The following is a 13534-nucleotide window of genomic DNA, read 5'->3' on the forward strand; positions in this document are numbered from 1 at the left end:
ATTACACTGTTTGCATTTGGTTTACACTGTTCACAATTCTCAAAAGCTCTTCTTTCAGTTGCGCCCCAAAGTTTTCCACTCCTTCCCGTACCGATGATACGTACACTTTGGTATCCGTGCCCAAGTTGCCTATCTGTATGTTGATATGCGTTTGACGGGTACCTCCTGTTACAATATTATCTTTGGTTTTATTACCCATCTCTGAAAAAGGTGTGCTGGCAATAGGTGTTGCTAACGGACTTGTTTTTTGTCCCATTTGCCCTATGCCTAACTTGCCCATTAGCCCGTCTTTCACACTCGAAAGGCTCTTAAACTCCAAAGAGTTCCACGCTTTACCAAAATATTCTTTTGCTTTAGCTCCTGCCTCACCTGCTTTTTTATAGCCTTCTGCTACCGATTTAGCACGTTCTTGCAAGTCGTTTTGTATTTGGCTTATCATCGCTTGGTTCTCTTTACTATCTCCCAAACCTACAGCCTCTTTAAACTTATACCAAGCCAACTTACAGAGGTCTATACCTGCCATAAAAGCATTGACTGCCGTATTCCAATGAGCTTTGTAGGTGAGAATAAAGGCTTCCCACAAGTATTTCATTCCTTGCACAGTGTTATCCCACGCTTTACCCCAACCGCTCACGCCTACAATACAATAAGTGATGATAGCAATAAGAGCCACGATGCCTGCTATAATCAATACAATAGGATTAGCTAAAAAAGCTAAGTTCGTTTTAATTACTGCCCAAGATAGTCGGTTCTGCCACGCCGCAGCAATAGCCATATAAGTGTTATGCAATGTGATAGCTGTAATAAATACTCCTAACACTCCTGCAATACCAAGGATTATGGGGTTCCCCTCTTGAAGTTTTTGAATAAACCAACTCAATCCGTCATTCAAAGCTCCAAATACCATCGTAGAAAGTGCTACCAACGGAATCAGCAACGGACTTATAACCTCATATACTTTTACAGCTATAGATTCTATCGAAGCCATTAAAACTGTAAACCTGCCTTGTAGAGTGCTATTCACATTCTCAGCTCCTTGATAAAAATCTCCTTGTGCATCAGTTGCCCATCGGAAAGCCTCAGCCAACTCTCTTGCCGAAATTCCTCCTTTGTCCATTCGCTCTTGCAGAGAGGTCATAGTCTCGCCCGTCCGCTCACTTATCACTTGCAAAGGATTAAATCCTGCCTGTTGCATCTGTGTGAGTGTAGCTTCTTGCAATTTCCCTTGTGTGGTCACTTTGGCAAAGGCAGTAGCTAAGGTTTCTATCTTTTTGCTATCCCCCAAGGCAATATCTCCTATTTGTTTGAGCATTCCTAATGCTCCTTCAGGAACCAACCCTGCTCCCATCAAACTCTCTTGAGCCTTCACAAGCGATGGTACTTCATAAGCCGTTTGCCCACTGTATTGTGTGAGATTCTGATGTATTTCTTGTGCCTTTTGCATATTACCTTGCACAAAAGTAGCCAGACTCATCTTTTGGGTGTCTGCCGTAAAACCTTGCTTAAATATTTTCTGTAAAGACGAGATAGGGTCTATAATGTTATTAACCACCTCCTTTAACCTTTTAGTCTGATCAAAGAAAGAAGATATCGTGTTTTTTGGATTTTCTGCCATTTATAAACTTTTTTCTTTACTTTTTTATTCTCCATACGATTCACTCTCCTTTTGGCGAATCCATTCCAGTTCTTTCACTCGCATAGCCCACTCAGTATCATTGAGGGCATCGGGATTGGCAATGTGCATATAGTAACGCAGTGAGGCATTGGTAATACGCAACCAATCCCGAGGCTCGTCAATTTCCGCACTGCTTAAAGCTTTTCCAAGGTAGCTTCTTTAATCTGTATCAATTCGCCAAGCTTGCTACTTGCCGAAAGGAAAAGTGCATCATCAGTCTTAATCTCTTCATCTCCTCCCAACCAACAGTTAGTAAGGATAGCCTCATTAAACTTCATCGGGTCTTTCGTTGCCAATGTCGAAGCATAACTCAGGGTAGCGCGGTCAGGCGTTCTCAAGTATGCTACTTTGTCATCTACTCGCAATACAAATACTTCTTTGTACTTCGCTTTCCATTGTTTGATTTGTTCTTTTGTTACGTCCATTTTTTATCAATTTGCTAATTTCTAATTTCTCCACCTATGTGGCTCGCACTCACCTGTCGTGCTACGACTGTGGCTCACACCTACGATTGGCGTTTTACATCAGTGAAGATAATAGGAAGCTCTACAACCATATTTTTATCCCCCTGCTTCATTGCCTTTTTCACTTCGGTAAATTCCACATTCTTGAGAATATCGGTTACTATTTGTCCACCTTCTGAGGGCACGTAAGCAACAACCAAGTCGAAGTTAAGGTTCAGAATGTCGTTGTTTTTGGCATCACGCGTCATTGCTTCCAATTCACTTTGCCAAATGCTTAACTTCCCCTCAAAACTGTGATTACCTCTTACAATGCTCAAAGGTTTACTACCACGTCCGTAAAGCGCCGATTTTTCTTTTTTCTCAGTGTATTCTACTTCTGTCACCCCGGCTATAATACGCCCTCCAAAGGCAATCGAAATATCGCTCCACGCATACTGTTTACTACTAAATGTTCCCATTTTTTTCTAATTTATTAATCTACTAATTTATTAATTTGCTAATTTTCTGCCCGTCGTGCTACGACTAATTTACTAATTTTCTGCCTGTCGTGCTACGACCTCACACCTAATTTTCTTCTTTCTTTGTGGTAAAACCAATATTCACCTCAATAAAATCAGCATAACCCACAGGAAGGAGTTTTAGCCCTACTACCACTTTACCTGTTTGCAACACCTTCTGTTCAGGGTCTATATTAATGTTCACTGCCGATAGCTCCCCTTTCGAAACCATTTCGCTTTGCAAAGTGTTCTCCAACTTGGTTTGCCAGCTCTTGATAATAGCAGGGTGAATGCTTCCCTCTTCTGAAAGCAAGACCTCATCGCTTAATTCCTCTACCAAAGCCCCATAAGCAAGAAGTAACGCCTTGTCCATTACCAATCCGCTACTGAGACTCTTAAAATCATCAGTAGGTTTGGTAAGCGTATTATCTCCTGAGAAATAGTAGCCTGAACGCCCTACGAAGGTACGAAAGAAAATATACCCTTTGTCGTCTAAGGTGTCCCACTGGTCAGCTTTGCTGTCAATAGTAGTTCCGTCAGTAAAATAAGCTACCAATGGCAATACACTACCATCCTTCACGCGGTGAATTTTGCGCTGTACGGGTATAGAACTCATTTTTCCTAAGAACAAACCTACTGATGCTTCTTTCTCCTTATCGTCATTACCGATAAAGCAAGCCACTTTGTTGAGTTCGTTTTCCGAGAAATTAGTAAGGTCAGCTACTTTGCCGTTCCAGCTGTTGCCCGATACCACTACTCTAAAAGGCATATACTTCTTTTCAAAGTGCTCAGCAATAGCTTGTGCTTTCACTACGGCTGTTTGTACATCAGTGTCTAAGCCCGCAGCAATAGTTTCGCTACCAGTTGCTTTTTTCACCACACCCAATACCCTAATAGCACCTTTGGCATCAGCTATAAGAGTTGGAGCAAAAGCACCGTCTTTGTCAAGCATTGCAGTCATAGTCGTAGCGTCCGATACAAGCATTACCCACAGAGGTGTACCCGTAGGAGCTTGGTCGTAAAATGCTTTAATATGCTTGTAAGCAAAAGCGTTTTCAGCCTCCGAAATACCCAATGCTACGGCTTCGTTTAAGGAAAATACTTGGTACGATTTCCCGAGTTCTACCTTACTGGCTACTCCACTACCTGTAATAATAAGACCAGTAACTTTTTGAATGTTATTGCCTGTACGGTTCATACCATCCTTGGCAATGTTAAATAATACTTTTGGTAATCCCATTTTTTAATTATGTGTTTTTGTTAATTATTTAATAAATGTCCCCCTACCCCTCCCTTATTATATCCTTAATTGTAACTCTACTAATAAAAAGGCAAAATAGTTAAAAACAACTGTCCTCTATTAACTATCAATCATTAAAGGCTTTCCTCTTTTTTAGAATTGTTACCAGGGCGGTCAGTAGCGGTTACTATTATTTTATCACCTGTAAGCGAAGGATTAGTAACCGTAGTGGTGTACACCCATTTGCCCTGTACAAGAGTTGCGCTACCTTCTTCCACAAGAGTAGCATCGTGGTCTTCAATACGCACTTTCACAGCTACGACCTTAAAAGCATCGCCCGCCTCTATCATTATTTTCTCTCCTGTGGCACTACCTGTATAGCCTGAATGGTCTATATGGGCAATTTTAGGAGCGCGCAAATAGTCAGTCATCGCCATATTATAAGCCGATACATTCCTGCGTTTTTTAGCCTCTGCTGTATAATCCTCTTTTAGCGAAGGGTCTTGCAAAGCGTTTTTGGCATATGCCGAAGCTCGTATAAATCTCTCTTGTTGTGCTTTCTGAGGGGCACTGGGAGCTTTGGTGTGTGAAGGAGGGGTAGCGACAATAGTTTCTCCTCCGCGTTGGCGAAATACAAACACTTTCCCTACTTTACCACTAAGCCCTGTAATGGCATAGTTTGATTTACTTTTTCCCATTTCTTTAATTTTTTTGTTATACATTATTTTAATTGTAAGTGCACTTCTATCGTTTGTTTTACGGTGCAAAATTCCGGCGGTTTTTTCAGTTCTGAAAATCGGCAAACAAGCCTTGTACTTATTTTCCCCAACCATTGTACTAATTTGGTACAAGCGTTGAACGTCTTTTTCCTTACCTCATCTATATGTACGACCTTTGCACCATCAACAAATAACAAATGTGTAAAATGAAAGATTTACTCTTAATCAAAAACGATTTGCACCTTGCTGAAGGTGATTTTCAAGTAGGCTTATCTGAGCCCCAACATCAAAAAGCTATTCTTACTGCCGAAAAAGGACAGTGGAAAGAGCACCCCGAAGTGGGGGTGGGTATTGCCCAAATGCTCGCCGACGACCTTTATACCGAAATGCTCATTGAGGTAAAAAAGCAATTGGAGTACGACGGTATACCCGTGAAAAACGTAACCCTTACCCCTCAGGGCTCACTGCTGATAGAGTAATAGCTCCTCCTTTGTGGGGACTATCTTTCGGCATAACCACCCTGAAAAGAAAGTATTGCTACAATTGTACGAGGTGATAAAAACATAATGTTCGCTACCTCCTCTACAAGAGCATCTACCTTCCACTGAGGGTGCTTGGCACTCAGTTCTTCAAAAAGTTGACGCACTTTTTCATTGCGTTTTTGCAAGCGTTCTTTGCGCTGTTGTGTATTATCACATTTCATATGTTTCATTTTTTAAATGTTAAACTTTTTGTCAACTTTGGTAGAGTCAAGAATAACTCTACCAAAGTTTTTTTTTCACCTTTGCATCTCACTCCTTATTGCCTAAGGCCTGGGGCCTATTACCTAAGCTCCCCCTTCACTTCCACAAAAAAAGTCTCATCCTGAGTCACCACTACTCCTATTTTTGGAAAGAAGTCAGCTATTTGCTCATTGTTGCGTTCGGCAAGTAGCTTATCTTTTGCTGGTTCTTCGGCTATGCGCACATAAGCAGGCAAAAATTCTTTCAGCAGGTTTGTTACTGTATTCCACGTAAAACCTTTTAGCGTTTTCAGTTTCGGCGTACCTGTGCGGAACCCTATGGTACCGTGCAAACTGTCAAGTGATTTCTTCTTGATAAATAAACTGTCTTTATTTGCTAATGCATAGGCTTGTAACACATCAAAATTGGTATCTTTTATTTCTTTAAGAGTCGCCAATTCATTCGTGTATTTATTGCGTATAGTTGCAATTTGCTTCTCTATCAACGCATTTATTTTAGTCATTCGCGCCTCTGCCTTTGCATAAGTAGAAAAAGCATTCTCCATTTGTGTTTTAGTTACCCCAGTAGGGATTATTCTTTTTGTTCTTGCCATTTTTGTATTGTTTTTTAATCGTTAATTTTGAATGTAAATAGAGAGAGGTTCATAATCAATTTGTTAATCCAACCCTTGATTGGTATTACTAATTCTAAAATTCTCCCCCCTACCCTACCTTTAGCCCATCACAGGCTTTACCTTTACTCACATACCCAGCTGTGAGCCCTTGCTGGCTTTACCTTTTATCTTTTACCTTATAAAGCGGGTGCTTTCTTACTGGTTGCCACTCCCTTTGCTCGTCCAGCCAAAGCAGGTGTCGCTCTTCGTCATATTTAAAGATGGGGGCACGCCAACCGTTCTGTTCCACCCACGTTTGTAGTTCTTGCACGCGAGCAGGTACCTCATTCGTACGTCCTGCGCGATATTGTGAGGTTTGTAGTCGTTCCTCAAAAGTAAGCACCTGCAAAAAACTATCAAGAGCAAGCGCTTGGGTATATTCTAAAAATCTATTCATTGTAATTTTTTTGTTTTTTGTTATTTTTTTCACTTTACTATTCACTATTCACTTTTGCATCACTTTTCCTAATGCCTAAGGCCTGAGGCCTATTGCCTATTGCCTATTCTCTACAAGCCGTCCATATTTTTTCAGCTCACTCCACCAGTTCACCTTATGCCCACTAACTCTTCTGGGCAAATAGCGCACAGGCTGATGATAACTTTTGGCTTTTTCTAACAACACAACCGCTTGCTCGCGGAGCTTGCGCTGTACATACTCATAGTCGCTGACTTCATTTAAATGTATTCTCATTGTTTTTAATTTTTAATATTAATTCAATTTATAACTCTAATAATCAATCGTCACATTCTCAGCAACACTAACTTGCCGACTTTACAAGATTTCTTTTTAATAATCCCTTAAACTTCATACGTCTTCTTACGTTAAATTGCCACTCTACAAGGCGAAGCCCTGATTTTTTTATTTTGAAACTAATTTATTTCCAATTTCTACTTTTTAGGAGCTCTTCATTAAAAATATAATTTCGTACGCTTCTCTCATTTTCTAATTTCCAAATCTGCTAATTTGCTAATTTGCTAATTCTCTCCTGTCCTACATTTTTTAACTAACCTCCCCTCAACAATAATTTTTCTACTGCCATAAGGTCGATTATCCATAAAATTTTTGTACTTTTGCTCATTATTCTATTCATTTTGTTTTACGGTGCAAAATTCGAATAAATTTTCGACATACGCAAATTTTTTTCGAATTATTTTTCGTATTATTTTTTAAATTATTGATTATGAGTACAATTAATTTTCGTATAAAAGAACTGGTAGACCATTTTTCCAACGGTAATAATAGTGATTTTGCAAATAAATTAGGGGTTAATGAAGCAAATATTAGAAATTACATAGCTGGAACAGAACCTAAATTTAATGTTTTAGAAAAAATTGTTACTACTTTCGAAGTAAATTACGAATGGTTACTCACAGGTAAAGGCCCTATGTTAAAAAACAAGGAGATTGTCGAAACTCCTCGTGTAGAAATTATCAAACCTTTAAAAGTAGAAGGAAGAGATTTAACTCCCAAGGTAGTAGTGGTTGAAGAAGACGAACTTTTTAACCCCATACCCTTAGTGCCTATATACGCTCAAGCGGGCTATCTCAATGGTTATGAAGACCCCGAATACATAAAAGAACTCCCTATGTACAACCTCCCCGAAATGCGAAACGGCACTTTCAGAATGTTTCAAGTAAACGGACTCTCTATGTTCCCCACCCTGCAAGACGGCAGTTATGTGGTAGGGCAATTCGTCGAAAATTGGGAATGGCTCTCAGATAACAGGGTGTGCGTAGTAGTTACAGAGCGCGACGGAGTGATTGTAAAACGGGTTTTAAACAAAATAAGAAAGTATGGCAGTCTGTATTGCAAATCCGATAATCGCGACTACCCGCATATTACCGTTAGAGCTGAAGATATTAAAGAAGTATGGGAATGTAAAATGCACCTCTCTTTCGAGTTCCTCGACCCTATCCCTGAGTATCAAAAAATTGCCGATTTAGAAGCAAACGTTCAGTTCCTAACCGAACGTGTAGAACAATTAGAGCATCACAACAAACCCATTTTATAGCCTATCATAATTGGTTTGCGATTTTTTTTGTCCTATACTTTGCCAAAGTTATACTGCGTCTCGTGCCACAACCTCATATTCCCCTCGTCATTCGTCATTCGTCCCTCGTCATTTCTTCACTTTTTCCGTCACTAATTCCCCCTTCGAAGGTAGCCAGCAATAGCTGGGTATGTGCACCGCGAGAGCAGAGTATGTGTAAAGGGGGAGGTTTCTATTACACTTCCCCATTCTCTCATTTCCAAATTTCCTAATTCCCTAATTATCCCTTCTCCTTCCCATCATACTCCCCCCTAGTGCCTATGCCCTAAGGCCTATCACCTATTCCCTTTTCTTTCGTCTCGAAACCCCATTTTTAACATTTTTGGCATTGTTGTATTATACTATTAATCAATTTTTTACACACCCTTCCTATACCAATCGTCCAAGATTCGTATAAGCTTCCTATAAGCTCTCTATAAGCTAACCCCACCCATCTTACACCCTTTTTTCATCAAAATTCCTCTCACCTCTCTTCCGTTCTTCTCCGATATCTTCCGAATCTTCCTAATAACCCCAATCTATCGTTTTTGAGGTGTACACTTTGGCAAAGTTAATCGCCTGTCGTGCTACGACCTTTGCCAAAGTTGAATAAACTGACAATACCTCCGCTAGTTTACAAGGCGTAGCCTTGATTTTGTTTAAATTTTGTTTGATTTCTGAGGCACAGCCTCATTCCCCTAACACAACCTCGCTCCCCATTTCCTCATTTTCTCATTCTCTAATTTTCTCATTTTCTAATTTCCTAATTTCCTCATTCTCTAATTTTCCTCTCCTGTACGGCTCGCTCCGCCTGTCGTGCTACGACTGCCCGTGCGGCTCGCACCTTTTTTTCACTATTTATTATTATTCAAAATAATTTTCTTATCTTTGCACCCAAGTTTTCATTACATTAATGTTAACCTATCTATCAATTAAGTTGCCCATCGGTGCACATCACAATTGTCAATTGAAAGACTATTCGTGTAATTCGTGCGAGACTTTTAAAACAGCGAAGCTGTTCATTTGCTTGATTCTTTTAAAGATTGGTAAGATTTCTGTAGCCTAAGCTACACTTTTCTTACATCGAACTCACGTTAAAAACAAGCATTTTACAAAGCATTACCTTGATTTTGCTTAATTTCTGAGGCACAGCCTCACCTGTTCACATAAAACCTTTTTGTCTAATTTATAAAACAATCTGTTGTCGTGCTACGACCCACAGCAAATAAGATGAAAAAAAAGATTCTATCCATCATTGCCCTGCTCCTTATAGTAATAGCAGGTTATTTCGTATGGCGAAAATACATCGCCCCCACCCGTATCGCATTGGTGAACTTCATCAGCTATCAGGCGTCCAATATCGCCCTTTCTAATTCCGATAAGTTTATCAAAATCGAAGAAGTCCCCCTCGACCAACTCGATAAACTCAAAAACTACGACTTCGTCCTCGTATGGGCAATGGGACTCAAAATTAGCGACGAACAGCGCAATCAGCTCATTGATGCTGCTAACCGCGTGCCTTTTCACAGTTTCGCCGTTACCAATCCCGATAACGATATCAGTAGCCTCAACGAAACCGAACTCAAACACGTAGGCGACTATCTGATGAGTGGCAATAAAGCAAACTACCAAAACCTCGTTCGTTATGTCCGCAAATATATCGACAAGAAGTGGTTTGCTACCGAACCCGCACCACCTATCGAACGCAAAGAAAACGTCTACTTTCATTTAGACGACGAGCGCTCCTTCAGCTCTCTTAAAGAATATCAAGAGTATATTCAGAAGAATAATTTCTATAAAGAAGGTGCTCCTCGCATCGCCATAGTAGCAGGCTTACACGAGCCTTTTGGCGGAAATAAAGAACACCTCAATGGGGTAATAAACGCCTTGCAGAACGAGGGTATGAACGTCTATCCTTTCACCGCTCAAGAAAAACGCATCGACTTCCTTACCGAAATCAATCCCGATGCTATTGTCTATTTTCCTCACGGACAAATGATGATGGGGCAACCCGAACTGTTTATCAATTGGGCTAAGGAGCACAATGTACCCCTCTTCACAGGATTATCGGTCTTAGCAATGAAAGACGATTGGGAAAAAGACCCTATGGGTATGTCGGGCGGCTTTATGGGGCAAACCATTGTAATGCCCGAGTTAGACGGAGCGCTCTATCCTTATGTAGTGATTGCCCAAGAACAAAACAAACAAGGTTATTACTTCCTCAACACTATCGAGAACCGCGCCCGTAAGTTTGCCAAAATCATTCATAACTTCACCGATTTAAAACGTAAACCTAATGCCGACAAGAAGTTGGCGATTGTTTACTTCAAAGGTGTGGGGCTTACACCTGCTGCCGCTCAAGGGTTGGAGGTCGAACCTTCACTATTCCGCTTTTTACATCAACTCAAAAACGAAGGTTATAACGTAGGAACGCTCCCCGCTACACAAGCCGAATTCAACCAGCTACTGCTCACGCACGCCAATACTTATAGAGCCAATGCCAAAGACGATATCGAAAAGTTTATCAGTACAGGTGCACCTGCTTTGGTAGAAGCTCACGAATTAGATGCTTGGCTCAAAAAAACTTTACCCGAAAAACTCTATAAACAAGTAATCGAAAAGAACGGCGCTGTACCGGGCACTTACCTCAATACTTCTAAGGACGGTAAAGATTATCTGGCAGTAGCCCAACTCACTTTCGGTAATATCACCATTCTGCCTCAACCTCCTGCCGCTATTAGTACTGATGATGATTTTAAAGTGTTGCACGGCGTAAAAGAAATCCCTCCTTATGCCTATATGGGGGCATATCTTTGGATACAAAACGGCTTCAAAGCCGATGCGCTCATTCACTTCGGTACACACGGCTCATTGGAGTTCACCCCTAATAAACAAGTAGCCCTCTCCGATTACGATTGGGCAGATATCTGTGTGGGTACCGTACCTCATTTCTACTATTATACTATCGGAAATATAGGCGAAGCGATGATGGCAAAACGTCGTTCGTACGGCAGTATTGTGTCTTATCTTACCCCTGCTTTCACCGAAAGCGATATGCGCAATACCTTCAATAATTTAGAGAACACCATTCTTTCTTATCAGAAAGCAAAGAATCCTATCGATAAACAAACCATTGGGTTACACATCAAAAAGTTAGCCGTAACAATGGGCTTACATCGTGATTTGCGTTTGGATAGTATCCTCTCCAAACCGTATACTGAAGCCGAAATCGACCGTCTTGCTAACTTCGCCGAAGAGATTGCCACCGAAAAGATTAATGGCGAATACTACGTAATGGGAGTCCCTTATACTCCTGATAAAATTAATTCTACCGTCTTGGCTATGAGTGCCGACCCTATTGCGTACAGTTTGGCTACCTTAGATAAGTACCACGGTAAAGTTACCGAAGCTGACCTTAAACACAAAGCCTTTTTCACAACTCATTATCTAAACCCTGCTAAGAGCTTAGTAAACCAAATACTCGCAGGCAAACCAGTTTCTACTGAACTGATTTGCAACTATGCTCATATCTCTACTGACGATTTGCAAAAAGCCAAAGCTACAATGGCTAAAGAAGAAGGAAGTGGTATGCCTTATTTCTTACAACAGCAGATGAAAAAACAAGCTACGGTTTCAGCAACCACTACTGCTACTCACACAACAGCCACAGCTTCGGCTACTGCTAAAAAACCTGATGCCGTAGGTCGTCCTACCAAAATCAAAGCTCCTGCCAAAAAAGAAAACCGCAAGCCTCTTACTAAGGAAGAGCTGGCTGCTCTCAACGCTCAAAAAGCTAAAATAGATTATGCACGTGCCTTGGTAGATATCGAAAGAACCATTACCAATGTAGCGCTCTATAAAGACGCCTTGCAAAACAGTCCGCGTTTAGAAGAAAAGGCTTTCTTCAATGCTCTAAATGGTGGTTACACCCCTCCTTCCTCAGGAGGTGATGCAGTAGCCAATCCTAAAGGTGTACCTACCGGTCATAACCTCTATGGGGTGAATGCCGAAAGTACACCATCTAAACTCGCGTGGGATAGAGGTGTAGCTTTAGCCCAAAATGTAATTAGTGAATACCAAACCAAACACCACGAATATCCCAAGAAAATAGCCTATACTTTTTGGAGTTCCGAATTTATAGAAACCGAAGGTGTATCTATCGCCCAAGCCTTGTATATGTTAGGTGTTGAACCCGTATGGGATAGCTTTGGTCGTGTAGGCGATGTGCGCGTCATTCCTTCTGAAGAGTTGGGTCGCCCTCGTATCGATGTAGTGATTCAAACCTCAGGTCAGTTCCGCGATTTAGCAGCTTCTCGTTTGTTCTTGCTTACCAAAGCTATTCAAATGGTATCAGCTCTTCCTGAGGAAGCATATGCCAATGAAGTGAGCGCAGGTAGTGTAAATATCGAAAAACAATTGGTAGAAGCCGGAGTATCGCCCAAAGAAGCCCGCGAACTTTCTACCGAACGTATCTTTGGTGGCTTGCAAGGTCGTTATGATACAGGCATTAAGGAGTTGATTAATTCCGGCGATAAGTGGGAAACTCAAAAGGATATCGCTGAGGTTTATATGCATAATATGGGCGCTTTCTACGGCAGTAAAGACAATTGGAGCAAGTTCCAAGAAGGTATGTTCCGCGCCACTATCAAGAACGCCGATGTGCTCATTCAGCCTCGCCAAAACAACACTTGGGGAGCGCTTAGCCTCGACCACGTCTACGAGTTTATGGGGGGTATGAATGCTGCTATCAAAGAAGTAAACGGTAAAGACCCCGATGCCTACCTCGCCGATTATCGCAACCATAAGAATATGCACGTGCAAGAACTCAAAGAAGCCGTAGGGGTCGAAGCACGCAGTACAATATTCAATCCTAAATACATCAAGGAAATGATGAAGGGTAAGGCTTCAAGTGCCGGGCAAATAGCCGAAATCGTTACTAATATGCACGGTTGGGAAGCTACTCGCCCCGAACTCATCGACGATGCTATGTGGAATGAGGTATATAACACTTATATAGAAGATAAACATCACCTGGGCATCACCGATTTTATAAAGAAAGAAAACGTAGCAGCCTTGCAAGAGGTAACTGCTGTAATGCTCGAGGCTACCCGCAAAGGTATGTGGAAAGCCTCCGATGCTCAAATCAGTAAACTTGCCGATATCCATACCGACCTCACCAAGCAATTCGGTGTAAGCTCTTCTCATTTCTCTTCCGAAAATAAGAAGTTGCAGGATTATATCAGCAAAAAGGCTTCACCTGCCAATGCCCAAGCGTATCAGCAACAGCTCGCTCAAGCGCACCAAGGCAGTCAGGCACAAGCCAATACCCAAGATGCAAAAGTCCTCAAAAAAGAAGAAACCTCTGCTGGAAGTCCTCAAGAAAAAGTATCACTCAGCGCCCTTTGGATAGGCGGAATAGTGCTCCTCGCTTTCGTCGGTCTCATCATCTTTATTCGCAAAAGAAGAAGATAATTTAAAGTTACAGCAAATAAGAAAGGCTACCCTATTGGGTAG

At 41.3% G+C, this 13534-nt stretch carries 12 protein-coding genes and 1 pseudogene; 3 read left to right on the top strand and 10 right to left on the bottom strand.

What is annotated here, in order from left to right; genetic code table 11:
- Position 1 precedes the first annotated feature (1 nt).
- From AM608_RS06795 to AM608_RS06815, 6 genes are all read right to left on the bottom strand, one after another.
- On the bottom strand, positions 2-1615 hold the full coding sequence (locus AM608_RS06795; RefSeq protein WP_053581199.1) for a tape measure protein: 1614 nt from the start codon (positions 1613-1615) through the stop codon (positions 2-4).
- A gap of 24 nt (positions 1616-1639) precedes the next feature.
- The gene (locus tag AM608_RS12265) at positions 1640-1777 is read right to left on the bottom strand and encodes a hypothetical protein (protein WP_002674103.1); all 138 of its coding nucleotides are present in this window, start codon (positions 1775-1777) and stop codon (positions 1640-1642) included.
- A gap of 32 nt (positions 1778-1809) precedes the next feature.
- Complete coding sequence (locus tag AM608_RS06800) at positions 1810-2100, bottom strand: hypothetical protein (protein WP_009411050.1); 291 nt, start codon at positions 2098-2100, stop codon at positions 1810-1812.
- Between the two features lie 80 nt (positions 2101-2180).
- Positions 2181-2597 carry a hypothetical protein gene (locus AM608_RS06805; RefSeq protein WP_009411049.1) on the bottom strand — a complete coding sequence of 139 codons (417 nt, stop codon included), beginning with the start codon at positions 2595-2597 and terminating at the stop codon, positions 2181-2183.
- A 106-nt stretch (positions 2598-2703) separates the two neighbouring features.
- Positions 2704-3876 (bottom strand): DUF2586 family protein, encoded by a 1173-nt coding sequence (locus AM608_RS06810; RefSeq protein ID WP_053581200.1) that lies wholly within the window; start codon positions 3874-3876, stop codon positions 2704-2706.
- Between the two features lie 134 nt (positions 3877-4010).
- Positions 4011-4574, bottom strand: a complete 564-nt coding sequence (locus AM608_RS06815) for a hypothetical protein (RefSeq protein ID WP_053581848.1) — start codon at positions 4572-4574, stop codon at positions 4011-4013.
- A gap of 227 nt (positions 4575-4801) precedes the next feature.
- Here AM608_RS06815 and AM608_RS06820 point away from each other — a divergent pair, with 227 nt between their 5' ends.
- Entirely contained in the window at positions 4802-5074 is a 273-nt protein-coding gene (locus tag AM608_RS06820; protein WP_009418684.1) for a hypothetical protein, read from the top strand.
- A 20-nt stretch (positions 5075-5094) separates the two neighbouring features.
- Here the strand turns inward: AM608_RS06820 and AM608_RS06825 are convergent, their stop codons facing one another.
- The 4 genes and pseudogenes from AM608_RS06825 to AM608_RS11670 all read right to left on the bottom strand — a co-directional run bounded on the left by AM608_RS06825 (position 5095) and on the right by AM608_RS11670 (position 6681).
- Positions 5095-5298: a hypothetical protein gene (locus tag AM608_RS06825; RefSeq protein WP_016478228.1), complete on the bottom strand. Its 204-nt coding sequence runs from the start codon at positions 5296-5298 to the stop codon at positions 5095-5097.
- Between the two features lie 119 nt (positions 5299-5417).
- Positions 5418-5930, bottom strand: a complete 513-nt coding sequence (locus tag AM608_RS06830; protein ID WP_009411043.1) for a host-nuclease inhibitor Gam family protein — start codon at positions 5928-5930, stop codon at positions 5418-5420.
- Between the two features lie 147 nt (positions 5931-6077).
- A pseudogene (locus AM608_RS06835) lies at positions 6078-6387 on the bottom strand (hypothetical protein).
- 96 nt (positions 6388-6483) lie between these two features.
- Positions 6484-6681: a hypothetical protein gene (locus tag AM608_RS11670; protein WP_082315837.1), complete on the bottom strand. Its 198-nt coding sequence runs from the start codon at positions 6679-6681 to the stop codon at positions 6484-6486.
- A gap of 490 nt (positions 6682-7171) precedes the next feature.
- Between AM608_RS11670 and AM608_RS06840 the strand changes: the two genes are divergently transcribed.
- Together AM608_RS06840 and AM608_RS06845 are read left to right on the top strand one after the other, a co-directional pair.
- Positions 7172-8002, top strand: a complete 831-nt coding sequence (locus AM608_RS06840) for a S24 family peptidase (protein WP_009418688.1) — start codon at positions 7172-7174, stop codon at positions 8000-8002.
- Between the two features lie 1248 nt (positions 8003-9250).
- Entirely contained in the window at positions 9251-13492 is a 4242-nt protein-coding gene (locus AM608_RS06845; RefSeq protein ID WP_053581201.1) for a cobaltochelatase subunit CobN, read from the top strand.
- Positions 13493-13534: the final 42 nt, after the last annotated feature.

The organism is Capnocytophaga sp. oral taxon 323, assembly GCF_001278825.1.
Classification (GTDB): Bacteria; Bacteroidota; Bacteroidia; order Flavobacteriales; family Flavobacteriaceae; genus Capnocytophaga; species Capnocytophaga ochracea.